Annotated in this window: 27 protein-coding genes; 18 read left to right on the forward strand and 9 right to left on the reverse strand. The window is 40.6% G+C overall.

The window, feature by feature from the left end; all coding sequences use genetic code 11:
- Positions 1-44 precede the first annotated feature (44 nt).
- The 3 genes from AC3KZC_RS01195 to AC3KZC_RS01205 all read right to left on the reverse strand — a co-directional run bounded on the left by AC3KZC_RS01195 (position 45) and on the right by AC3KZC_RS01205 (position 2,461).
- Positions 45-494, reverse strand: a complete 450-nt coding sequence (locus AC3KZC_RS01195) for an NfeD family protein (protein WP_490578257.1) — start codon at positions 492-494, stop codon at positions 45-47.
- A gap of 30 nt (positions 495-524) precedes the next feature.
- Positions 525-1,439 (reverse strand): SPFH domain-containing protein, encoded by a 915-nt coding sequence (locus tag AC3KZC_RS01200; protein ID WP_490578256.1) that lies wholly within the window; start codon positions 1,437-1,439, stop codon positions 525-527.
- An 83-nt stretch (positions 1,440-1,522) separates the two neighbouring features.
- Entirely contained in the window at positions 1,523-2,461 is a 939-nt protein-coding gene (locus AC3KZC_RS01205; RefSeq protein ID WP_490578255.1) for a prohibitin family protein, read from the reverse strand.
- A 252-nt stretch (positions 2,462-2,713) separates the two neighbouring features.
- Between AC3KZC_RS01205 and AC3KZC_RS01210 the strand changes: the two genes are divergently transcribed.
- From AC3KZC_RS01210 to AC3KZC_RS01230, 5 genes are all read left to right on the forward strand, one after another.
- Positions 2,714-3,088 carry a BlaI/MecI/CopY family transcriptional regulator gene (locus AC3KZC_RS01210; protein ID WP_490578254.1) on the forward strand — a complete coding sequence of 125 codons (375 nt, stop codon included), beginning with the start codon at positions 2,714-2,716 and terminating at the stop codon, positions 3,086-3,088.
- The gene (locus AC3KZC_RS01215; protein ID WP_490578253.1) at positions 3,081-4,283 is read left to right on the forward strand and encodes a M56 family metallopeptidase; all 1,203 of its coding nucleotides are present in this window, start codon (positions 3,081-3,083) and stop codon (positions 4,281-4,283) included. Before AC3KZC_RS01210 ends, AC3KZC_RS01215 begins: the two co-directional genes overlap by 8 nt.
- A gap of 114 nt (positions 4,284-4,397) precedes the next feature.
- Entirely contained in the window at positions 4,398-5,063 is a 666-nt protein-coding gene (locus tag AC3KZC_RS01220; RefSeq protein WP_490578252.1) for a fumarylacetoacetate hydrolase family protein, read from the forward strand.
- Positions 5,064-5,211: 148 nt separating this feature from the next.
- Positions 5,212-5,544 (forward strand): Bor family protein, encoded by a 333-nt coding sequence (locus AC3KZC_RS01225; RefSeq protein ID WP_490578251.1) that lies wholly within the window; start codon positions 5,212-5,214, stop codon positions 5,542-5,544.
- On the forward strand, positions 5,534-5,863 hold the full coding sequence (locus AC3KZC_RS01230) for a Bor/Iss family lipoprotein (protein ID WP_490578250.1): 330 nt from the start codon (positions 5,534-5,536) through the stop codon (positions 5,861-5,863). Before AC3KZC_RS01225 ends, AC3KZC_RS01230 begins: the two co-directional genes overlap by 11 nt.
- A gap of 142 nt (positions 5,864-6,005) precedes the next feature.
- Here AC3KZC_RS01230 and AC3KZC_RS01235 read toward each other — a convergent pair whose 3' ends face one another.
- From AC3KZC_RS01235 to AC3KZC_RS01250, 4 genes are read right to left on the reverse strand one after another with little or no spacing between them, the layout of a single operon-like run.
- Positions 6,006-7,244: an ABC transporter permease gene (locus tag AC3KZC_RS01235; protein WP_490578249.1), complete on the reverse strand. Its 1,239-nt coding sequence runs from the start codon at positions 7,242-7,244 to the stop codon at positions 6,006-6,008.
- Positions 7,237-7,944, reverse strand: coding sequence for an ABC transporter ATP-binding protein (locus AC3KZC_RS01240; protein ID WP_490578248.1), 708 nt, complete (start codon positions 7,942-7,944; stop codon positions 7,237-7,239). The genes AC3KZC_RS01235 and AC3KZC_RS01240 overlap by 8 nt, the downstream gene beginning before the upstream one ends.
- The gene (locus tag AC3KZC_RS01245) at positions 7,944-9,122 is read right to left on the reverse strand and encodes an efflux RND transporter periplasmic adaptor subunit (RefSeq protein ID WP_490578247.1); all 1,179 of its coding nucleotides are present in this window, start codon (positions 9,120-9,122) and stop codon (positions 7,944-7,946) included. The genes AC3KZC_RS01240 and AC3KZC_RS01245 overlap by 1 nt, the downstream gene beginning before the upstream one ends.
- 23 nt (positions 9,123-9,145) lie before the next feature.
- Entirely contained in the window at positions 9,146-9,856 is a 711-nt protein-coding gene (locus AC3KZC_RS01250; protein WP_490578246.1) for a Yip1 family protein, read from the reverse strand.
- Positions 9,857-9,999: 143 nt separating this feature from the next.
- Between AC3KZC_RS01250 and purT the strand changes: the two genes are divergently transcribed.
- Both purT and AC3KZC_RS01260 read left to right on the forward strand, forming a co-directional pair.
- Positions 10,000-11,181, forward strand: a complete 1,182-nt coding sequence (gene purT, locus AC3KZC_RS01255; protein ID WP_490578245.1) for a formate-dependent phosphoribosylglycinamide formyltransferase — start codon at positions 10,000-10,002, stop codon at positions 11,179-11,181.
- Positions 11,181-12,086, forward strand: coding sequence for an aldo/keto reductase (locus tag AC3KZC_RS01260; protein WP_490578244.1), 906 nt, complete (start codon positions 11,181-11,183; stop codon positions 12,084-12,086). Before purT ends, AC3KZC_RS01260 begins: the two co-directional genes overlap by 1 nt.
- 72 nt (positions 12,087-12,158) lie before the next feature.
- On the opposite strand, the gene AC3KZC_RS01265 is transcribed toward AC3KZC_RS01260, so the two are convergent.
- A complete protein-coding gene (locus tag AC3KZC_RS01265; protein WP_490578243.1) occupies positions 12,159-12,833 on the reverse strand; it encodes a TorF family putative porin in 675 nt (224 codons plus the stop codon).
- 219 nt (positions 12,834-13,052) lie between these two features.
- Positions 13,053-14,225: a hypothetical protein gene (locus AC3KZC_RS01270; RefSeq protein ID WP_490578242.1), complete on the reverse strand. Its 1,173-nt coding sequence runs from the start codon at positions 14,223-14,225 to the stop codon at positions 13,053-13,055.
- Positions 14,226-14,498: 273 nt separating this feature from the next.
- Between AC3KZC_RS01270 and AC3KZC_RS01275 the strand changes: the two genes are divergently transcribed.
- From AC3KZC_RS01275 to rplO, 11 genes are all read left to right on the forward strand, one after another.
- The gene (locus tag AC3KZC_RS01275) at positions 14,499-16,433 is read left to right on the forward strand and encodes an AsmA family protein (RefSeq protein WP_490578241.1); all 1,935 of its coding nucleotides are present in this window, start codon (positions 14,499-14,501) and stop codon (positions 16,431-16,433) included.
- Positions 16,434-16,767: 334 nt separating this feature from the next.
- Positions 16,768-17,136, forward strand: a complete 369-nt coding sequence (gene rplN / locus AC3KZC_RS01280; protein ID WP_490578240.1) for a 50S ribosomal protein L14 — start codon at positions 16,768-16,770, stop codon at positions 17,134-17,136.
- Positions 17,137-17,146: 10 nt separating this feature from the next.
- Positions 17,147-17,461, forward strand: coding sequence for a 50S ribosomal protein L24 (gene rplX / locus AC3KZC_RS01285; RefSeq protein WP_490578239.1), 315 nt, complete (start codon positions 17,147-17,149; stop codon positions 17,459-17,461).
- 19 nt (positions 17,462-17,480) lie between these two features.
- Positions 17,481-18,020, forward strand: a complete 540-nt coding sequence (rplE, locus tag AC3KZC_RS01290) for a 50S ribosomal protein L5 (protein ID WP_490578238.1) — start codon at positions 17,481-17,483, stop codon at positions 18,018-18,020.
- Between the two features lie 10 nt (positions 18,021-18,030).
- A complete protein-coding gene (gene rpsN / locus AC3KZC_RS01295) occupies positions 18,031-18,336 on the forward strand; it encodes a 30S ribosomal protein S14 (protein WP_490578237.1) in 306 nt (101 codons plus the stop codon).
- A 21-nt stretch (positions 18,337-18,357) separates the two neighbouring features.
- A complete protein-coding gene (gene rpsH / locus AC3KZC_RS01300) occupies positions 18,358-18,750 on the forward strand; it encodes a 30S ribosomal protein S8 (RefSeq protein WP_490578236.1) in 393 nt (130 codons plus the stop codon).
- Positions 18,751-18,762: 12 nt separating this feature from the next.
- On the forward strand, positions 18,763-19,296 hold the full coding sequence (gene rplF / locus AC3KZC_RS01305; protein ID WP_490578235.1) for a 50S ribosomal protein L6: 534 nt from the start codon (positions 18,763-18,765) through the stop codon (positions 19,294-19,296).
- A gap of 9 nt (positions 19,297-19,305) precedes the next feature.
- Positions 19,306-19,656 (forward strand): 50S ribosomal protein L18, encoded by a 351-nt coding sequence (gene rplR, locus AC3KZC_RS01310; protein WP_009839389.1) that lies wholly within the window; start codon positions 19,306-19,308, stop codon positions 19,654-19,656.
- Between the two features lie 9 nt (positions 19,657-19,665).
- Positions 19,666-20,172 carry a 30S ribosomal protein S5 gene (gene rpsE, locus AC3KZC_RS01315; protein WP_490578234.1) on the forward strand — a complete coding sequence of 169 codons (507 nt, stop codon included), beginning with the start codon at positions 19,666-19,668 and terminating at the stop codon, positions 20,170-20,172.
- Between the two features lie 3 nt (positions 20,173-20,175).
- Positions 20,176-20,352, forward strand: a complete 177-nt coding sequence (rpmD, locus tag AC3KZC_RS01320; RefSeq protein WP_009839387.1) for a 50S ribosomal protein L30 — start codon at positions 20,176-20,178, stop codon at positions 20,350-20,352.
- Positions 20,353-20,357: 5 nt separating this feature from the next.
- The gene (gene rplO / locus AC3KZC_RS01325) at positions 20,358-20,792 is read left to right on the forward strand and encodes a 50S ribosomal protein L15 (RefSeq protein WP_490578233.1); all 435 of its coding nucleotides are present in this window, start codon (positions 20,358-20,360) and stop codon (positions 20,790-20,792) included.
- Positions 20,793-20,797: the final 5 nt, after the last annotated feature.

The following is a 20,797-nucleotide window of genomic DNA, read 5'->3' on the forward strand; positions in this document are numbered from 1 at the left end:
AGCTGTTAAGCTGGCTCCCTCTAACTGAATTAATGGTGACACGTTTAAGCCGTGCCTATGGTTAAAGACATTTGGTCAGCGCTTATTACTTTGACTCTGCTGCCCGCTTTAATATCTTGATCACTAAATGCTTTCCAGTAAGTATCACCGATCTGTAAGTGGTTTTCACCTTTTGTAATAGCTTGGCTTAACACCCACTCTTTACCGATTAAATGATGGCTACGTTGATTAAGCTCTATGTGGTCACTGTGTTGATTAAACCGCTTAAAAAATTTCCAATACAAAATAGATAAAATAACAGACAGCACGGCAAATAAACTCATTTGCCACTGCCAGCTCAGTTCTGGAAGGGCGAACTTTACTAACATTATGCATAAAGCGGCAATGGCAGCGCCTAGTAAAAAACCTGCAGTGCCTAATGCTTCAGCACCCAGCAACAACAGCCCTAATATTAACCAGTGCCATGCTTCTATTTGAGTAAAAAGTTCAAGCATTTTAACCTCCTACATAACTAATGTTCGCTATTATTTGTTGCCAAACGCATCTTTGGCTATTTCAGCAATACCTGCAATAGAGCCTAGCATGTTGCTTGCTTCTAGTGGGATCATCATGATTTTATTGTTATCAGATGCCGCAAGTTGGCCAAGTGCATCCATGTACTTTTGTGCAACAAAGTAGTTTATTGCACGTTGATCGCCATTTTTAATTGATTCAGAAACCAAGCGAGTGGCTTCAGCTTCAGCCCCTGCTAAGCGCTCTCGTGCTTCAGCTTCGCGTTTTGCCGCCTCTAATTGACCTTCTGCTTTTAAAATAGCAGCTTGTTTTTCACCTTCAGCCACTTTAATTGCGGCTTCTCGCTCACCTTCGGCTTCTAAAATAATGGCGCGCTTTTCACGTTCAGCCTTCATTTGGCGAGCCATTGAATCCACTAAATCTTGTGGTGGGGCAATATCTTTAATCTCGATACGGGTGACTTTAACGCCCCAAGGATCGGTTGCTTCATCAATTTTAAGTAATAAAGCGCCGTTAATACGGTCTCGGTTTGACAGCATTTCATCTAATTCCATCGAACCTAATACCGAACGGATATTGGTCATCACTAGATTTTGCATTGCACGTTCCAAATCATTCACTTCATATGATGATTTAACCGGATCAAGTACTTGAAAAAAGCATACAGCGTCAGTCGTTACTTGTGCATTGTCCGATGAAATAACTACTTGCGGGTCAACATCTAAGACTTGCTCCATCATATTTTGCTTGCGTCCTACCGAATCAACAAACGGGACGATAAAGTGCAAACCCGGCGTTAAAGTGCGAGTGTAGCGACCAAAACGTTCAACTGTGTAATGATAACCTTGAGGCACAATTTTAATTGCCGTTAAAATTACAATAAATGCTAAACCAAGTAGCACTAAAACCGACATATTTTCAGCCATAAATAACCCTTCCATTTTTATTTATTAAAGTTGCTGTGAAAGGGCGACCATGCCCCTCACAGTGTTGTAGTTCATTACAGTAATTACTTTTGTTTTTGCTCAAGATTCCAAAGAACACTTTGTTCAGAACCCATCACTGTGGTTGGCATTTGGCCATTCCATTGCTGTGCTTTGACATATTCGACCATTTCTTTAGAGCCTTTGAGTGCTTCCACTTTTTTCTGAATTGACTCGGCTTCAGCTAAGCCTTTTAGCTTGATTGCTTCGGCTTCTGCTTGAGCTTCGGCTTTAATCGAATACGCTTTACCATCTGCTTGTGCTTTTGCAGCATCACGCTGTGCAAAAGCAGTATTAACTTGTTGCTGAGCTTCGAGTTTTTGACGCTCTAAGCGGTGCATTTCGGCTGCTGCTAAGTTTTTCTCGGTTTGTTTCGTTTCTATCGATTGAATGTATTTTTGTGGTAATCCTAGATTCTCTAGCTGAGCTGAATCGAGCTTTACCGGGTAATCTTTCATTTCTTCTACGAGCAACTCTTCAATTTGTGCAATTACTTGTGAGCGATTTTGAATTAACTCTTCGGCTTTGTAACGTGCAAGAGCATCTTTGGTTGCTGAGCGCAGTTTTGGGTCTAAAATACGAGTTTCAAACTGAGTTAAACCACCATAACTTTTAAATAAATCAAAAGCTTGCTCACGCATTACCGTCCAGTTTATTGACACTTCAGCGGTCACAGGCATTTGCTCATGGGTCGATGCATTTAATGTTTCGACATTTTTACGTGTGCGAATTTCAAGTACTTCAACGGTATCTACAAATGGAATTTTAGTATGAAGCCCTGGATTGACTTGTTCGGTCGCTTCTCCAAATCGCTTGATAATTCCCACATGGCCTTCATCGACGGTGTAAAGTGATTGAAAGAAAATCACTAATGCTGAAATTCCAACGACCCCAGAAGCAATTATTCCTTTAGATTTTGTTGCTGCTTTAGCTATGTCTGGCAGCTCATTATTATTTTTAAGCATATTTAACTTCCTCTTTGTTTTGTTACACAAAAAGTAACAAATTATCAGCCGCAAAGGTACAAATAATGATTTTCGGTCTTTTTGTGGTCTTCAAAGGCTAAAAGGGACTGATTGACTGAAGATTTGGTGTGCTTAGTGCGTGTGGTTAAGTCGATTTCAGTATTCAATTGGATATAAAAATATACTTGCGTAATCTTGATTACAAGTGTAATTTTAATGTATTACAACTGTAATCATTAAGGTGAAAAGACAATGATTGAAATTAGTAAATCCGAATTTGAAGTATTAGAAGCAATCTGGTTTGCACACCCAGCCAGCGCCAGTGACATTATTGAGCGGTTAAATCAGCAAAAGCCGTGGCATGAAAAAACAGTAAAAACCCTTTTAAATCGAATGGTTAAAAAAGGAGCTATTGATTTTTCAAAGCAGCAGCGCAGTTATTTATATTCACCATTATTAGAGCGCGATAGCTACACACTTAAAGAAAGCCAAAGCCTGATTGAGCGGTTGTTTAGTGGGCGTATAGCCCCCTTGGTTGCCGGATTTGCCAAAACAGAGCAGCTTAGTCAAACCGATATTAATGAGTTAAAAAAAGTGATTGCTAACTGGGAAAAAGAAAATGATTGATTGGCTATTTAGTCAGCAAGTTGTGTTCAGTGGTGCAATTTTGCTGATGTTGCTTTTAGAGCGCACCATGATTAGGTCACTCAGTGCACGATTAACTTATTTACTTTGGTTGCTGCTCCCACTGGTATTAATTGTTAATAACTTACCTTCCGACCTCAAACCTCAAACTTCCTTTGAAATACCAAGTTATGTTGTGCAGCTTTCAGCTAATTCAGATGAGAGTTTTAATTATCATTTTAGTGAGTTGTTATGGTTATTTGGTTGTATTGGGACGGCGCTATTGTGTGCTTTTGCTCATAAGCAGCGTGTTGTTTTTAATGAAGAGTTGGATTTTTTAGTTAAAGATAATGAGTTGAAGCCAATCAAGATTGTGAGCAGCAGGGACGTTGCCAGCCCAATTTTACTTGGTTTTTTACGCCCTAAATTAGTACTTCCTGCGAACTATCAGCAGCTCTACAGTGCTCAGCAACTGAGCATGATTATAGAGCATGAGCTTTGTCATTATCGTCGTAAAGATGCCTTGTTTAATTTACTGGCAGTGATCTTGTTATGTTTGTTTTGGTTTAATCCACTCAGTTGGTTGGGTTATCAAAGTTATCGACGTTTACAAGAACTTGCTTGTGATGAAGCTGTGTTAGAAAACAAATCAGTCGAAGAATGCCTTGCTTATGGTAAAGCGATGTTATTAAGCATTGAAAATAACCAACATCAATTGTATGCCTATACCCACTATACGGAGAAACGCACCATGTTAAATCGTTTAAGTTTTATTAAAAATCGCGCTAGCAAAAAACCATTTGTACAGCTTGCAATGCTTAGTTTAATCACTGGATTATTAGGAAGTGTTGCGATTGCGGGTGATCACGCGACTCAGCAAGGCGCTCAAGTTGAACATAAAGTATCACCTGTGATGCGTATTGAGCCCAAATACCCTGCAGATGCTGCGGCACAAAAAATCGAAGGTTCAGTGGTTTTAAAATACGATGTAAATCCTGAAGGGCAAGTTAAAAATGTGTCAGTTGTCAGTGCGCAGCCTGAAAAGGTATTTGAACACAATGCGAAGGTTGCGTTAGAGCAGTGGCAATATAAAGCAACGCAACAAGGTGCACAAAACTTATTGGTGCAGTTGGATTTTATATTGTCAGAAGAAAGTGAAAAATCAGATTTACTTGAGCGAATTAAAGTCGTTCATTAAGTTAACAGTTTAATTTTATTGTTTAAAAAGGCGCTATTGCGCCTTTTTTGTATCTGAGTAATATTCTACTTCCTTAATAATGAGATTGGCTTTAGATGTCTAGCAGAGGAAAGTATGGAAAAATTTGAATGGTTAAATGCGGGCGATATACCTTTGTTACCTGCTAAAGCGGTTTGTGTTGGGCGAAATTATCGTGAACATGCCGCCGAATTAAACAACGCAGTCCCTGATAGTCCGATGTTATTTATCAAGCCTAGCTCGAGTTTTGTGGCGTTCAAAGGGCAAATACCATTAGCGCAGCGTTTGGGTGATCACCATTATGAGGCTGAGTTAGCGTTATTAATTGGCCAAACGATCGGTGCTGCAACTGAGCTTAATTTACAACAGCAAATTGCAGGCATTGGTGTGGCAATGGATTTAACCTTGAGGGATATGCAAACGGAGCTTAAAAGCAAAGGGCATCCGTGGGAAAAAGCTAAAGCGTATGACAACAGCTGCATTGTAAGCCCTTTTATTGAAGTTACTGATCAGACGGATTTTAATAATCTTGGGTTTACTCTCGCTATTAATAATGACGAACGCCAAGCGGGTAAAACGAGTGAAATGGTTTTTTCGATTGCTCAATTAGTCGATGAAATTCGTCAGTATTTTACGCTCGTGCCAGGTGATATTGTGCTTACAGGAACGCCAAAAGGGGTAGGAAAGCTCAGTTCTGGTGATCGGTTAGTGGTGACATTAGACAAAAATACACTGGCTTCAGGCCAAATAATTCTTGTATAGACAAGCGTGAGCTATATTCGCTGCGATATATCGCACTTACCTATTATTTGGTTTTTAGTCGTGTTACTTACACTTCAATAACAGTTTTTTACGACTTTGTAGTTCAATTACGTTTATTATTGGAACAAACGCAATCAAGGTTTCTCAAATGAAAAAATTAGTACTCGTTGCTGCACTATTGTCACTAGCGGCATGTTCTTCGGTGACGATTCAGCCCGAAAAAATCAGTAAATTGTCAACTCAACCAACCTATCAAGATAGCCGGCCGTTTTTTTTGTGGGGATTGGTCGGTGATGAACGTGTTGATGTAAAGCAAGTGTGTGGTGGCAGTAAGGTATTACAAATGCAGTCACAAGCAACTTTTACCGATGGTTTATTAGGTGGTATTACTCTGGGTATTTATGCTCCGCATACCGTAAAAGTGTGGTGTGATAATCAGGCTAATCTAGCAACCCCAATGGAGATAAATCATGCAAACTAAGATTCTTTTAATCGCAGCATTAACCTTGTTTGCAACGGGTTGTACCAGTATCCATTTTGATAATGGCAGTCAAGGAGTTAACGCACCAGCGACGAGCGAACAGTGGCATCACAATTTTGCATTAGCATTATATGAAGGCTCAAGCCCGGTAGATTTAAAAGCTAATTGCAATGGCGGCCAATGGCAAAGTGTTGAAACGCAATTGTCATTTATTAATGGTTTGGCGGCCGGTGCGGCCAATATTGTTGGGCCAATTTGGTACCCAAAAACTGTAAAAACCAGCTGTGCAATGACACAAGTGCCGATGGCGTCTGAATAAACTATTGAACCTGACTTTAGGATAAGATGTTTAATAAGGTCTTGAATTTAAGGTTTATTTATTATCCAGTACCCATATTATTAATGTTACAAATAAAAAGGCTGCACATTGCAGCCTTTTTGTTATCAACATACTGAATTGGTTATTCGTAACGTAGCGCATCGATAGGATTGAGTCGCGCAGCTTTAATTGCAGGCGCTAAACCAAACACAATCCCTATCATCGAAGTAAAACCAAATGACAGCATTATGGCCCACCCAGGAATAAACGCATCGGGCATACTTGGCACCATGGCTGAAATCATGGCCGCCATGCCATAACCAAGCGCTAAGCCAATGAGGCCGCCAAACAGTGATAATACAACGGCTTCCACTAAAAACTGCAGCATGATAAAGCCGGGTGTTGCACCTAATGCTTTGAGAGTACCAATGACACGGGTACGTTCAGTGACAGAAACAAGCATGATATTCATCACGCCAATACCACCAACAATCAAGCTTATCCCAACAATACCTGCGGTAATTGCGGTTGCGCTGCCTGTGAATTTATCAAAATTAGCCCGTGCTTTTTCAGCAGTCTCAAATTCAAAGTCGCTGTCTTGACCATCTTTAATTTTATGGCGTTGGCGCAAAATTCGGGTGATTTGAGCGGTAATTTGCTCTTCATTTGCATCGGGCTTAAGTCGAAACATAATTTGTACATTGCTTGAGCCCATAGCGCCTTCAAGCGCACTCATGGTACTGATTGGGATGTTAATATAATCATCCTGATCAAAACCTAAGAGGCTGCCTTGTGATTCTGCAACACCAATGATGCGGAACCATTCACCACCGAGTTTAATGTATTCGCCAACTGGGTTTTTCGGTAGGTTAAGTTTCTCGATTAAACTTGGGCCAATAAAAGCAACTCTGCGGCGTTTTTCATCGTCTTCAGCACGAATAAAGCGACCTTTATCAGGGTAAGTGCGGTAGGCTTTTTGATAATCTTGCTCGGTGCCCATCACGCGAGAATTATGGGTTTTATTTCCATATTGCGCCCCGCCAGCAAAGCGCCAAGTAAACATCAGTGCCGTCATGGTTTCGGCTTCTTTAATTTTACCTTTGAGTTCTAAAAAATCTTCGTAGGTGAGCTTGCTGCGTACACCGACCATTTCTTGCTCTGGGCTGGTAAATGGCTTAATAGTGGTGACGTCAGGCGCCATGTCAGCCATCATATTATTGATTTGTTTAGTGAAACCTTGCATCACTGCAACCACGGTGATGACCGCAGCAACGCCAATGATGATACCTAAACAGGTTAAGGCGCTGCGCATTGCGTTTGCGCGAATGGCTTGCAGGGCGGCTTTTGTCCCTTCCATTATGGCGATAAGAGATCTAAACATTAAGTTTTTCTCCATGATGATTGCGTGTATCGGCCACGACTTGGCCATCAACTAAACGAATAACCCGATGGCAATGGTCGGCAATTTCTTGCTCGTGAGTGACTAAAATAATGGTGTGCCCTTCTTGGTGCAGCTCATCAAATAGCGCCATAATTTCTTTTGTTGTTTTACTGTCGAGGTTACCGGTTGGTTCGTCGCCAAGCAAAATATGTGGCTTGGTAACCAGTGCGCGAGCAATAGCAACACGTTGACGTTGCCCACCAGATAGCTGATTCGATAAATGATTTACTTTATCGGCTAGACCCACTCGTTTTAGGGCTTCAAGTGCTTTTAGTTTGCGCTCTTTAGCCGGAATAAAACGATAAACTAAGGGCTGCATTACATTTTCAAGCGCAGTAGCACGTGGTAGTAAGTTAAAGCTTTGAAAAATAAAACCAACACTTTCATTACGTTGATGTGCTAACTCAGTTTCCGTCATGCTTTCTACTAGTTTGTTTTTTAAGTAATATTCACCGGTAGTTGGGATGTCTAAACACCCTATTAAATTCATCAAGGTCGATTTGCCCGAGCCTGAAGGGCCAATGATGGCGACGTAATCGTTAGCTTCAATTTCAATATTAACACCAGCAAGTGCTTTAAAGGTTTGGTCACCCATTTTGTAGTGTTTTTCAATGTTTTGAAGTTTGATGACGGCATCCATTATGCTTCATCCTTGGTTGATTTTTTCTCATCATCTTCAAGTTGGCTAATTATATCGCCCGCTTTGAGTTTACTGACTGGGCGAGCTGGGCCAATGACCACTTTGTCTTGCTCAGTTAAACCACTTTTAATTGCTTGCTCAACATCTGACGAAATACCGACTTCGATAAATTGCTTACTGACACTATTATTGCTATCAACAATCCATACAAAATGTTTGTCATCTTCTTTTTGAATCGCTTCAATTGGTAGCTTTAAGGTATCTTCAGCAATAAATGTGGCAATTTCAGCACGGCAGCTCATTCCTGCATAAAGTTGGCGATCAGTTGGGTCGAGTAATACTTTCACTCGAAAAGAGAGGCCTTGAGAACCCGCTTGATTTTTAGCTGATGTACCAATGTTTATCACTTTACCTTTAAAAGGTTGGTTTGGATAAGCTGCGGCATAGATATCGGCGATTTGGCCTTCTTTAATGCTGGCGATATCAGTTTCATCAACACGAAGTTCAGCCAAAATTGCACTTGGGTCGGCCACAAGCATTAAATCAGAACCAATGATATTAGTGGTACCTGCAATTACGGTTTCGCCTTCTTTAATATTAACTGATGCGAGTAAGCCGCTCATTGGGGCGCGAAACACACTTTTACTTAAGCGATCTTCAGCAATAGAAAGAGACGCTTTAGCTTGATTGAGAGATTCATATCGGGCTTCAATGTCAATCTTTGCTAAATCGCGGGCACTTTCAATGTTATCAAGAGTTTCTTGTTGGGCTAACCCGACTGCACTGAGCTCTTTTTGGCGTTTGAGCTGACGCTCAAAATTCACTAAACGTGTTTTTGCGTGTTTTATCTCAATTTCACTGGCGCGGACAATTGCTTGAATGCGTTCTACTTCTGACTCAAATGCTTGGGTGTCGAGTTGCATTAAAATGTCGTTTTCTTGTACGCTTTGGCCTTCTTCAACAAAGACTTTGGCGACACGCCCGGTTACTTCTGAACGTAATTGTACTTGGGTATTAAAAACTAGATTTCCAGAAGCAAGAATAGAGTCGGAAATTTTGCCAACCTGCGCTGATTGGATATCAACTTTTATTGCTTCTTTATTGCCATTGATTTGTTTTGAGACAATTAAGCCAACAAAACCTGCTATTGCTAGTGTAATAATGATTATTTTTTTCATAATTTACTCACAAAAAGCTGCACTTAAAGTGCAGCAATAATGGCCCAAATAACGTAAATAACCACGGTCGGTAAGGCGGCAAATACAATCGCTTTATTCATGTTGAAGTTAGTCCAAGTTTTCAAACCAATTGCAGCCAGAGCAATACTCCAAAATGAGAAGATGTTAAGGCTGTCGAGTAGTGCAGCAAATGGTTGGCCAGCTTCAATGCCAAAGATTAGTTGGTTTAGTGATGCATAGCTCATCATAGAAAGAGGCAGTTGATCAGTACTTGCTGTTAAAACAAGGGCCATTAAACCAATAGCGTAAAAAATTGTTGGCATCATGGTCCAAAGACCAAAACTGTACCAGTCACCATATTTATAGTCAGTGGTCATATCTTGTTTAGCCACAAAGTTGTAGTAGCCAGCGATAATTGCGTTCATAACCACAATGGCAATAATGCCACCGAACATGGCAAATAAATATTGCATATCTACAGTACTTGCCATTTGATTGCGCATCATTTTTTGCTCACCAGTGGTTAAATCTGCCCCAGCTTGAGCAACTTGTTGGTCGAGTAGAAACTCGGTATCGACATGGCTGAAATAAGTATATTGCGAAGCTGCCATTAAGCCGCAGACTAAAATCAGCGGCATTAAAAACCATCCTTTGGCTTCTTTTAAACCGGCAAAAGCTTTAGAGGGGGAGGTAAAGATATCGAGTATTGCACTAAATTGATTTGTTGATTGCATGTGTTTTCCCTTGTTGTGATTATTAGTTCTAATTCTTTATAAATTAACATTTAATTACAATTGCTGTATAAATTTATGATAAACGGTAAAATTTATCCATGAACGGTTAATCGCATAAATTGAGTCTCAAATAGGGAATTAAAATGATAAAAATTGGCACACCTTATTCAACTACCGCAAAACGAGTTTTACTTTGTGGAGGTGGTGAATTAGGTAAAGAGGTTGTAATAGAGCTTAAGCGTTTAGGTTGTGAAGTTATTGTACTTGATCGTTATGAGCACGCACCTGCTATGCAAGTTGCTGATCGTAGTTATGTATTATCTATGCTTGATGGTGTTGCACTCAGGGCCATTATAGAGCGTGAACAACCTGATTTAATCGTTCCAGAAATTGAGGCGATTGCTACCGATGAGCTTATTGCCCTAGAGCAAGAGGGTTTTACGGTTGTTCCAAGCGCGAAGGCTGCTCAGTTAACTATGAACCGTGAAGGTATTCGCCGTTTAGCGGCTGAGGATTTATCGATTCCGACATCGCAGTATCAGTTTGTTGATAGCGAAGCTGATTTTGTCAAAGCAGTACGCGCCATTGGTATGCCTTGTGTGGTTAAGCCAATCATGAGCTCTTCAGGTAAAGGACAAAGTGTGGTGCGATCAGAAGCTGACCTAAGTCATGCTTGGCATTATGCTCAAGAAGGTGGTCGTGCGGGGAAAGGCCGCGTAATTGTTGAAGGATTTGTTGATTTTGATTATGAAATTACACTTTTAACAGTATGTCATCGTAATGGCACCAGTTTTTGCCAGCCAATTGGCCATGTTCAGGTAAATGGCGATTATCAGCAAAGTTGGCAGCCGCAAGCAATGAGTGAGGTTGCTTTACTTAAATCTCAAGAGATAGCCAGTAAGGTGACTCAAGCATTAGGGGGCTTTGGCTTGTTTGGGGTTGAGCTTTTTGTAAAAGGTGATGAGGTTTATTTTAGTGAGGTTTCACCTCGTCCTCATGATACCGGCATGGTGACACTCATATCGCAGGATTTAAGTGAATTTGCCCTGCATGCCCGCGCTATTTTAGGGTTACCTATTCCTAATATTCACTTCAGGGGTCCTTCGGCATCGAGTGTTATTTTAGTGACGGGAGAATCGGCTAAGCTCGAGTTTGCGCAATTAGCCGAAGCATTAGCGTTAGAAAATACCGATTTACGCTTATTTGGTAAACCACAAGTGAGCGGTACACGCCGCATGGGGGTTGGCCTTGCTCGGGCTACAACGGTTGAGCAAGCGTTAAGTAATGCAAAATATGTTTCATCAACAGTCAAGGTTGTACTGTAATGATTGATGCAAAAAATAGTTCAGCAGAAGCGATTGCACCGATAGTACTTGGTTTTTGGCGTTTATTGGCTTGGCAATTAACGCCGCAGCAGTGCTTGCACTTTTTAGAGCAGAGCATTGAGTTGGGGGTTACTTGGACTGATCATGCTGATATTTACGGGGGCTATCAATGCGAAGCACAATTTGGTGCTGCACTGAAATTAAACCCCAGTGTGCGCGAACAAATTAAAATTGTGACCAAGTGCGGCATTCGACCTGCCTCTAAAGAGCAGCTTCAAGCGGGTAAAGTAAATCACTACGATTCAAGTGCGCAACATATTATTGCATCAGCGCAGCAATCGTTACGTCATTTTAATACAGATCGTTTAGATGCACTTCTCATTCATCGCCCTGATTATTTAATGCAAGCTGACGAAGTGGCAGAAGCATTTATGCAATTGTATAAAAATGGTGATGTGCTGGCTTTTGGTGTCTCTAATTTTACTCATTCGCAAGTTAGCTTGTTGCAATCGCGTTTATCACTGCCGCTGCTGACAAATCAAATTGAGTTTTCACCTTATGAAATGAAAGCCCTTGATGATGGAAGTTTAGAGCAGTGTCAAATGTTGAACATTCGTCCTATGTGTTGGTCACCATTAGCCGGTGGGCGATTGTTTTCAGATCAAGATCCAAAAGCGTTACGTTTACAAGCAACCTTAAGTGAAGTCGCGGCTGAAATTGGTGCTAGCAGTATTGATCAAGTTGTTTACGCATGGCTATTGGCGCATCCGAGTACACCTTCGGTAGTGCTTGGAACTGGTAATATTAATCGTGTTGCATCAGCTCTGCTGGCACAAAATTTAACATTATCGCGTGAGCAGTGGTACCGAATTTGGCAAGCTTCGACAGGGCACAGTGTTCCTTAAGGTAATTTCAAAATAAAGAAAAGCAGCGTAAAACGCTGCTTTTCTTATCTGAATGAGCGAATCACACCTTGGTTATAATTTAAAATCAAGGCTGTAACCGACAAACACTTTTAAATCATCATCAGCTAAGTTTGTTTTGATTAGCCCTAGAGAGAATCCTTCTTTTGCAATGCTAACACTGTAATCTAGGTAGGTGTCTTCACCATACCAATCATTAATTGTGTCACCGCTTGAGCGGCCTAAGTGAAATGCGAGTTCTGTCGCATTTAAAATTTCAAATGAGGCATTAAGTTCAAGGTACAGCATATCTTCTGATGTGCTTGAGTCACTTTGTGCGTGAGTAAGATAGCTAACTTTACCTGTAAGCCATTGCCAGCTTAATGACCCATAAAGCTCCCCCATGTCAATCGATGTATCAGCATCTGGATAGGCGTAATAAAGATAGCCCACGTCATAGGTAATTTCACCAATTGATTGGCTAAAGCCTGCATAAAGGTCAAGTTCATAACTTGCGCTTGTTGTTGGGCCAAAATCAATGTTCGAAGCCCAGCCGCCAGCATAAAAACCAGCCTCATTGGCATAATCGACACCGCCAGAGATCGCAGCTTGATCGGCTGACTGTGTGACACCACGCCAATAATAATTAGAGCTGGCAGCCATATTTGCAGTGACTTCGGCATACGAGTTAATACTAGTAAGTGTTAATAAAGAAGTGAGAGCCAAACTTATTAGTGTTTGTTTTTGCATGATATTTCCTTTTAATGATAGCGCATAAATTTTTCATTGAGGAAATTGCAAAAGATAAGCCATGATTTTAACAAATAATTAACTTGTAAATTATCAATAATATCAGTCGGTTATTTGTTTTTTTAAATTGGGATTAAAAAGATAAAACAAAAAACGCACTAAATAAGTGCGCTTTTTAATATGTTTGCACATTTATTATGCAACAAAGTGTAGGGGTCATTAACCAAAAATAGTTCGCATTAAAGCGATGGTTTCGTTAACGCTACGTCCTTTTGCAACTTCGGCAGTAATTGAATCTCGCATGGCTTTAATGTGTGCAGGAATATCGTCTGCCGCTAAAGCGCGATCTACTAAAATTTCAGCTGATTCTTGAGAGCGCTTTTGCCCTTTATTTAGGTTTGCTTTAGCTTTGGTTGATTTGGGCTTATTCAATGATTTGATGTAGTTTGAGCTATCAGCTTGTTGTTGATCGCAATAAAATAACAAGCTTGGTAATAATGCGCGAATTTTCCATAATTCATGCTCTTGCTCAATTTCTGGTGTCGCACTATTGAACCAAGGTGTATTGTTAAGTGTTTGAACGATATCAGACCAATAACGCTTAAAGTCGCGATTGTGTAATTTTGTAAAACCTAAGGCTTGACTCAATAACTCTAATTTTGGTTGAGATAATGTCGTAAACACATCAGGGCGACGCATTGCTAATAAGCGTGTAGCAGGGGCTAAAGTTGCTTTATCGTCATCTAATCCAACAAAAGCAGCTAGATAATCATTCAAAAAGCTCAAGTAATGCGCTTCTGTGATGTCGCCTTCAAGAGGAATATGGTTTAACGCAGTATCTAATTTCTCTGGCGCAGCTTCTAAAGCACAGTGAAATCCTTTGGCTGTTTTTGTGGAGCAAAACCACTCAACATCAAACGTATAAATAGCAGGATCGTGGTTAGGAACATGTTTGCCTGCAAATGCTAAGCGGTCTTCTTCAATCATACTCGCTAAATTTTGCTTTTTAATGCCTGCAATATAATGCATTAGGGCAAGTTGCTCATCGAGAGCGAGTGATTTCGCTTTATTAATAATAAAACTGGCCAAAACAGGCCATGGTGCAATGCGAAGCATTTTTAATTGTTGCAAGGTGATCGCTTGCTGGAGTTGCACGGCCATCTTTTTTACAACGGGCAGTTGTTTGTCTTCAAGTAAATTGAAGTTAATGCGATTTTGACACACATCTAATAACTCTTCACACCATGATGCAAAATCAGTCGGGTGGTTTTCAACTTTTACAGCCATTAAATTCAAACTAACTTCTGGGACTAACTTAAGAATATTTTGATAAATAATGTTTTCGCCATCAGATAATTTCATTTTTGAAGGGGAGGTCAGCAATTTTTTCATTAAGTAAATTCAACTCTGGCTAAAATTAAAAGTATTGCCACACAGTGCTGCGTGGGGCATGCATCATACCTAGTTCTTATTTGGATTCAATCTTGACACTTGAAATAGTCCGTTTTCACCTTCATAAAGTGTGGATTTATTTAATTTAAAATCAAGCAAACAGAGCATTTGTATTTGGAATTCAATTTTAGCTATCGGTTTGATAAAAGATCACGGCTATTATTAAGAAGCGTAGAGATATACACTTGGCAAAATGGTTTTAAAGGGATTGATATGAAAACATTATTTAAGATTTTAGCTGCATTACTTCTTGGCGTTGTATTATTGGTGGTCGCACTGCCTTTTTTAGTACCCGTTGATTACATTGTAGATAAAGTATCAGAGTCGGTTGAGAAAACGACGGGTCGCGCACTTGTGATTAAGGGCGATAAAACACTCTCGATATTTCCTTCATTGAAACTTGAATTAAATGAGGTGCACTTTACCAATATTAAGGGCTCAAAACATGCTGATATGGTTAGCATGAGTCAACTTGCTATTCAAATACCCTATTTATCGGCTATTTCTGGGGATATACAGTTAGAAAAGTTTGTTATCCGTAAGCCAAATATTATTTTAGAAAAAATGGCTAATGGTAAAGTTAACTGGCAATTATTTGATGGTGTTAATACTATTGATAATCAACAGCAAGCCACAAAAGGCTCAACGCAATTACCTCAAGGTTTCGATATTTCCTTAGGTGAGGTTGCAATTTATGATGCCACAATTACCTATATTGACCATCAAGAAAAAGTGGAGCATAAGCTTACAAATGCAGAGTTAGCGGTCGAATTACCTTCTCTTTATCAACCTTTGCAAGTGAGCGGGGAACTTGATTACCAAGGTCAAACATTTAAGCTGCAAACTCATTTAAACACCTTGGCAAAAGCTATCTCATCTGAAGACTTCTCACTTGGAAGTGAGATAAATTCACAATTGTTTAGCATTAAATTTGATGGCCAAGTCGCTAAAGCCGGCCAAGATTTTTCTGGAACATTGGATTTAAAAGGTGATTCAGTTAAAAACATTCTGGCTTGGCAAAAAGTAGCGTTAAGTGCAAAAGAGCAGGCTTTTAATGCATTTGAATTAGCAGCAACCATGCATTTTGCAAATCAAAAATTGACACTGAGTAAATTAACTCTTGCCCTTGATGAACTGGCTATTAATGGGCAAGCGACAGTCGATTTGGCTAAAAAACTGGTAGTAAACGCGAATGTAGATTTAGGCATGTTGAACTTGAACCCTTATCTATCAGAAAAGCCAACTCAAGCAGTGGTAGAGGGTAATAAAAAACAACCCGCTAAGCCTATTGTTTGGGATGGCACACCAATTGATTTATCAAGTCTCAATAGTTTAAATGCCGATATTAAGGTGCGCTCAACAGGTTTGGTTATAAATGAAATCAAGCTCGATGAAAATGTGTTAGCACTAAACATAAAGGAAGGCCTAGCAACCATCAATTTAACTAAATTTGGTTTATATGAAGGCAAGGGAGTGGGCAAGGTTCAAATTAACGCATTAAAAAAACCATATCAAGTAAGTACTGAGTTTAAGTTAACAGATATTTCAGCACTGCCTTTACTTACTGATGCAGTGGGTTTTGATAAATTGATGGGTAAGGGGAACTTAGAATGGCAATTAACTACAACAGGCACATCACAAAAAGAGTTTGTTAATGCCCTTAATGGCACTACTGCGTTTAGCTTTAATGACGGTGCGGTAAAAGGAGCCAATATAGCCGCTTTGGTTCGTAAAGCAAAAGATATGCTTAAAGGTGATTTATCAGCAGCGGCAGAAGGTTTAAATGCAGGGTTTGATAAGTCCGAAAAAACAGATTTTTCTGCGTTAACAGGTAGCTTTACTTTTAACCAAGGTATCGGTACCAATAGTGATTTAGCGTTAGTGAGTCCGTTAATCAGAGTATCTGGTTCGGGAGATGTTAATATGCCCCTAACGACAGTTAATTATCGCCTTGTCACAGGGATTGTGGATTCTATCGAAGGGCAAGGGACAACTGATAAAAGTACTGGTTTCAAAGTACCTGTTAAAATTAAAGGGCCTTTTCACGATGTTAAAGTGCAGCTTGATTTAAGTAAGGCTGCTGAGGAAGAAACGAAAAACAAAGTGAAAGACAAGGTAAAAGATAAGCTAAAAAGCTTATTTGGTTAAATCCACATATCTACTTAGGAGCTAAGAGGTATTTTAATACGTTTAGCTCCTTGAAAAGCCAAATTCCACCCACATATATTCCTTTGCAAAAATAATTCATCTTGCTGGTTAATTAATAACCATTTGACGAATAACAAGAAGCTTTTCACTGTTTAGTTTTTGATTCATTAATAAACCAATTAATTAAAATTTAACCTACCACTTCTTAAAGTTTGCTGGTACAATTGCCCGCCCTTGAGATGACCAAACGGTATTTTCGAGTGGAAATTGAACAATATGCCTTTATTTAATAATAAGTTAAGGCGTTTCCTAAACTACACAGGAGCACATTTAGATGATCCAAATGCAAACTCAGCTGGACGTTGCTTGTAATAGCGGCGCTCGCAAAGTGCAGTGTATTAAAGTCTTAGGTGGTTCGCACCGTCGTTATGCTGCAATTGGCGACATCATCAAAGTTTCTGTTAAAGAAGCAATTCCTCGCGCTAAAGTGAAGAAAGGTGATGTACTAAATGCAGTAGTTGTGCGTACACGTAAAGGCGTTCGTCGTCCAGACGGTTCTTTGATCCGTTTCGATGGTAATGCAGCTGTAATGTTAAACGCAAATCTACAGCCTATAGGTACTCGTATCTTCGGACCTGTGACTCGCGAACTTCGTACTGACAAGTTCATGAAAATCGTTTCACTAGCCCCAGAAGTACTATAAGGAGTCTATCATGGCAGCAAAAATCCGTCGTGATGACGAAGTAGTCATACTAGCTGGTAAAGACAAAGGTAAGCGCGGCAAAGTGCTTTCAGTTGTTTCTGAATCAGGCAGAGTATTTGTCGAAGGCATCAATCTTATCAAAAAGCATCAAAAGCCGGTTCCACAATTGAACCAAGCTGGCGGCATTGTTGAGAAAGAAGCGTCTATCGACGTATCAAACGTTGCGATCTTCAACCAGGAAACTGGTAAAGCTGATCGTGTTGGTTTCAAGATTGAAGACGGTAAGAAATTACGTATCTTCAAATCTACTGGTAAAGCTATTTAATTAGTTATTGGAGTAGACGATGGCGAAACTGCATGAAGTATATAACGACAAAGTAGTAGCTGAACTGCAAAAACAGTTTGGTTTCAGCTCTGTCATGCAAGTCCCTCGAATAGAGAAAATCACCCTGAATATGGGTGTGGGCGAAGCCCTTGCAGATAAAAAAATTCTAGAGAATGCTGTTAAAGATCTAGAAGCGATTTCTGGTCAAAAAGCCTTAATCACGAAAGCACGTAAATCAGTTGCTGGTTTTAAAGTTCGTGAAGGTTATCCGATCGGTTGTAAAGTAACCCTACGTGGCGAACGTATGTGGGAATTCTTGGAGCGTTTGGTAACAATCGCTATGCCACGAATTCGCGATTTCCGTGGTGTTAGTTCTAAGTCTTTTGATGGACGTGGTAACTACAGCATGGGTGTACGTGAGCAGATTATCTTCCCAGAAATTGATTATGATAAAGTAGATCGCGTTCGCGGTATGGATATCACAATCACTACTTCTGCTAAGAATGATGAGGAAGCCCGTGCGTTGTTAACAGCGTTTAACTTCCCATTTAAGAAATAAGGGTAGGGTTATGGCAAAGAATTCAATGAAAGCACGCGAATTTAAACGTGCTAAATTAGTTGTAAAGTTCGCTGAAAAGCGTGCTGATCTTAAAGCTATCATCAGCAGTGTTGAAACTTCTGATGAAGCACGTTGGGACGCGGTATTAAAGCTACAAAGCCTTCCGCGTGATTCTAGCCCTGCACGTCAACGTAATCGTTGTAACATTACGGGCCGCCCACACGGTTTCCTTCGTAAGTTCGGCTTAAGCCGTATTAAAACTCGCGAAGCAGCCATGCGCGGTGAAATTCCTGGCCTTAAAAAGGCTAGCTGGTAATAGAATCACGGGAGTAAGACTATGAGCTTGCAAGATCCAATCGCGGACATGTTTACACGTGTTCGTAACGGCCAAACAGCGAAAAAGGCAACTGTATTAATGCCTTCTTCAAAGTTAAAAATCGCTGTTGCAAAAGTGCTTAAAGACGAAGGCTATATTGCTGATTATTCAGTAACTGGCGACGTCAAACCTGAGTTAGCTGTTGAGTTAAAATATTTCGAAGGCAAAGCTGTAATCGAAACTATTCAACGTGTTAGCCGTCCAGGTTTACGTATTTACAAGAAACGTGGTGATTTACCAAAAGTAATGGGCGGTTTAGGCATTGCTATCGTTTCTACTTCTAAAGGCTTGATGACTGACCGTGCTGCACGTGGTGCTGGCGTTGGTGGTGAAATCATTGGCTTTGTAGCTTAATCGGAGGGAACTATGTCTCGTGTTGCTAAGGCACCAATCAATGTTCCTGCCGGTGTAGAAGTTACACTAAACGGCCAGGACATCAAACTTAAAGGCAAAAACGGTGAATTAAGCCGTACAATTAACGCTGCTGTTGAAGTTGTTGTTAACGATAACGTAATCACTACTCTTCCACGTGAAGGTGTAGAAAATGCATGGGCACAAGCAGGTACTGCACGTGCTTTAATCAATAACATGGTTATTGGTGTTGATGCTGGTTACGAGCGTAAACTTCAGTTAGTTGGTGTTGGTTACCGTGCGGCAGCAAAGGGTAAAGTATTAGACTTAACTCTTGGCTTTTCACACCCAGTGAACTTCAACGTTCCTGATGGAGTTACTATTGAAACTCCAAGCCAAACTGAAGTTCTTGTTAAAGGCGCAGATAAGCAACTTGTTTCACAAGTAGCTGCAAACATTCGCGCATACCGTAAACCTGAGCCATATAAAGGCAAAGGTGTTCGTTATGCTGATGAAAATGTGCGTCGTAAAGAAGCCAAGAAGAAGTAAGGTAAGACGATGGATAAGAAAACAGCTCGTCTGCGCCGTGCTAAACGCACTCGCAGAAATTATATTGAACAAGGCATCACCCGTCTTGTTATCCACCGCACGCCACGTCACATTTACGCTCAAGTAGTAACTGCTGAGGGTATCGTGGTGGCTGCTGCTTCTACTGTTGAAAAAGCAATTAGCGAAACAGTTAAAGGCACAGGTAACATCGAAGCAGCGCAAGCTGTGGGTAAATTTGTTGCTCAACGTGCAACTGACAAAGGTATCGAAAAGATTACTTTTGATCGCAGTGGCTTTAAATATCACGGCCGTGTGAAGGCGCTTGCTGATGCAGCGCGTGAAGCCGGTTTGCAATTCTAGGAGTAGACGATGGCTAACGTAGAAGCAAAGCAACAACAGTCAGACTTAGCTGAGAAGCTAGTTGCTGTAAACCGTGTGTCTAAAGTTGTTAAAGGTGGTCGTATCTTTAGCTTCACAGCACTAACAGTTGTTGGCGATGGCGCAGGTAAAGTAGGTTTTGGTTACGGTAAGGCACTTGAAGTTCCAGCTGCGATTCAAAAAGCAATGGAAAAAGCGCGTCGTAACATGATTAATGTTGACCTTAACGGTAATACTCTGCAGCACCCTGTAAAAGGTCGCCATGCAGGTTCATTAGTATTCATGAAACCAGCCTCTGAAGGTACTGGTATCATCGCTGGTGGCGCAATGCGCGCAGTGTTAGAAGTTGCTGGTGTACATAACGTATTATCAAAGTGTTATGGTTCAACTAACCCGATTAACGTTGTACGTGCAACTATTTCTGCGCTTGAGAAGATGACTTCTCCAGCTAAAGTTGCAGCTAAGCGTGGTCTTAGCGTAGAACAGATCAAGGGGTAAACCATGAAAACTGTAAAAGTAACACAAGTAAAGAGCTCTATCGGTCGTTTACCGAAGCATAAAGCTACATTACGCGGTCTTGGTTTACGTCGTATCAATCACACTGTTGAGTTAGAAGACACAGCATGTGTACGTGGTATGATTAACCAAGTTTCATACATGGTTAAGGTTGAGGGGTAATTCGAATGCATTTGAATACACTTTCACCTGCTGCTGGTGCAAAAACTGAGAAAAAACGCCCTGGTCGTGGTATCGGTTCTGGTCTTGGTAAGACTGGTGGCCGTGGTCACAAAGGTCAAAAATCTCGTTCTGGCGGTGGTGTGCGCGTAGGTTTTGAAGGCGGTCAAATGCCAATTCAACGCCGTCTACCTAAGTTTGGTTTTACTTCACGCAAATCTTTAGTATCTGCAGAAGTAAATCTTTATGAAATCGCTAAAGTTGAAGGCGATGTGGTAGAGCTTAGTACACTACAAGCAGCTGGTCTGGTTAAAAAGAACGTTCTGTTCGTTAAAGTAGTTAAATCTGGCGAAGTTTCACGTGCTGTGACTGTCAAGGGTCTTAAAGTGACCAAGGGCGCTCTAGAAGCAATTGAAGCAGCCGGAGGCAAGGTAGAAGAATAATAAGG

The sequence above is a fragment of the Pseudoalteromonas sp. J2K-J031 genome (assembly GCF_058197095.2).

What these genes read in the sequence shown, in the direction of transcription:
- AC3KZC_RS01215 (WP_490578253.1), top strand. Translation starts at nt 3,081, where the DNA reads ATGATTGATTGGCTATTTAGTCAGCAAGTTGTGTTCAGTGGTGCAATT.
- rplO (WP_490578233.1), top strand. Translation starts at nt 20,358, where the DNA reads ATGCATTTGAATACACTTTCACCTGCTGCTGGTGCAAAAACTGAGAAA.
- AC3KZC_RS01205 (WP_490578255.1), bottom strand. Translation starts at nt 2,461, where the DNA reads ATGCTTAAAAATAATAATGAGCTGCCAGACATAGCTAAAGCAGCAACA.
- AC3KZC_RS01225 (WP_490578251.1), top strand. Translation starts at nt 5,212, where the DNA reads ATGAAAAAATTAGTACTCGTTGCTGCACTATTGTCACTAGCGGCATGT.
- AC3KZC_RS01220 (WP_490578252.1), top strand. Translation starts at nt 4,398, where the DNA reads ATGGAAAAATTTGAATGGTTAAATGCGGGCGATATACCTTTGTTACCT.
- AC3KZC_RS01275 (WP_490578241.1), top strand. Translation starts at nt 14,499, where the DNA reads ATGAAAACATTATTTAAGATTTTAGCTGCATTACTTCTTGGCGTTGTA.
- AC3KZC_RS01250 (WP_490578246.1), bottom strand. Translation starts at nt 9,856, where the DNA reads ATGCAATCAACAAATCAATTTAGTGCAATACTCGATATCTTTACCTCC.
- AC3KZC_RS01260 (WP_490578244.1), top strand. Translation starts at nt 11,181, where the DNA reads ATGATTGATGCAAAAAATAGTTCAGCAGAAGCGATTGCACCGATAGTA.
- rplN (WP_490578240.1), top strand. Translation starts at nt 16,768, where the DNA reads ATGATCCAAATGCAAACTCAGCTGGACGTTGCTTGTAATAGCGGCGCT.
- AC3KZC_RS01200 (WP_490578256.1), bottom strand. Translation starts at nt 1,439, where the DNA reads ATGGCTGAAAATATGTCGGTTTTAGTGCTACTTGGTTTAGCATTTATT.
- AC3KZC_RS01195 (WP_490578257.1), bottom strand. Translation starts at nt 494, where the DNA reads ATGCTTGAACTTTTTACTCAAATAGAAGCATGGCACTGGTTAATATTA.
- purT (WP_490578245.1), top strand. Translation starts at nt 10,000, where the DNA reads ATGATAAAAATTGGCACACCTTATTCAACTACCGCAAAACGAGTTTTA.
- rplR (WP_009839389.1), top strand. Translation starts at nt 19,306, where the DNA reads ATGGATAAGAAAACAGCTCGTCTGCGCCGTGCTAAACGCACTCGCAGA.
- AC3KZC_RS01230 (WP_490578250.1), top strand. Translation starts at nt 5,534, where the DNA reads ATGCAAACTAAGATTCTTTTAATCGCAGCATTAACCTTGTTTGCAACG.
- AC3KZC_RS01265 (WP_490578243.1), bottom strand. Translation starts at nt 12,833, where the DNA reads ATGCAAAAACAAACACTAATAAGTTTGGCTCTCACTTCTTTATTAACA.
- rplE (WP_490578238.1), top strand. Translation starts at nt 17,481, where the DNA reads ATGGCGAAACTGCATGAAGTATATAACGACAAAGTAGTAGCTGAACTG.
- rpmD (WP_009839387.1), top strand. Translation starts at nt 20,176, where the DNA reads ATGAAAACTGTAAAAGTAACACAAGTAAAGAGCTCTATCGGTCGTTTA.
- AC3KZC_RS01245 (WP_490578247.1), bottom strand. Translation starts at nt 9,122, where the DNA reads ATGAAAAAAATAATCATTATTACACTAGCAATAGCAGGTTTTGTTGGC.
- AC3KZC_RS01270 (WP_490578242.1), bottom strand. Translation starts at nt 14,225, where the DNA reads ATGAAAAAATTGCTGACCTCCCCTTCAAAAATGAAATTATCTGATGGC.
- AC3KZC_RS01235 (WP_490578249.1), bottom strand. Translation starts at nt 7,244, where the DNA reads ATGTTTAGATCTCTTATCGCCATAATGGAAGGGACAAAAGCCGCCCTG.
- rplX (WP_490578239.1), top strand. Translation starts at nt 17,147, where the DNA reads ATGGCAGCAAAAATCCGTCGTGATGACGAAGTAGTCATACTAGCTGGT.
- rpsN (WP_490578237.1), top strand. Translation starts at nt 18,031, where the DNA reads ATGGCAAAGAATTCAATGAAAGCACGCGAATTTAAACGTGCTAAATTA.
- rplF (WP_490578235.1), top strand. Translation starts at nt 18,763, where the DNA reads ATGTCTCGTGTTGCTAAGGCACCAATCAATGTTCCTGCCGGTGTAGAA.
- AC3KZC_RS01210 (WP_490578254.1), top strand. Translation starts at nt 2,714, where the DNA reads ATGATTGAAATTAGTAAATCCGAATTTGAAGTATTAGAAGCAATCTGG.
- rpsE (WP_490578234.1), top strand. Translation starts at nt 19,666, where the DNA reads ATGGCTAACGTAGAAGCAAAGCAACAACAGTCAGACTTAGCTGAGAAG.
- AC3KZC_RS01240 (WP_490578248.1), bottom strand. Translation starts at nt 7,944, where the DNA reads ATGGATGCCGTCATCAAACTTCAAAACATTGAAAAACACTACAAAATG.
- rpsH (WP_490578236.1), top strand. Translation starts at nt 18,358, where the DNA reads ATGAGCTTGCAAGATCCAATCGCGGACATGTTTACACGTGTTCGTAAC.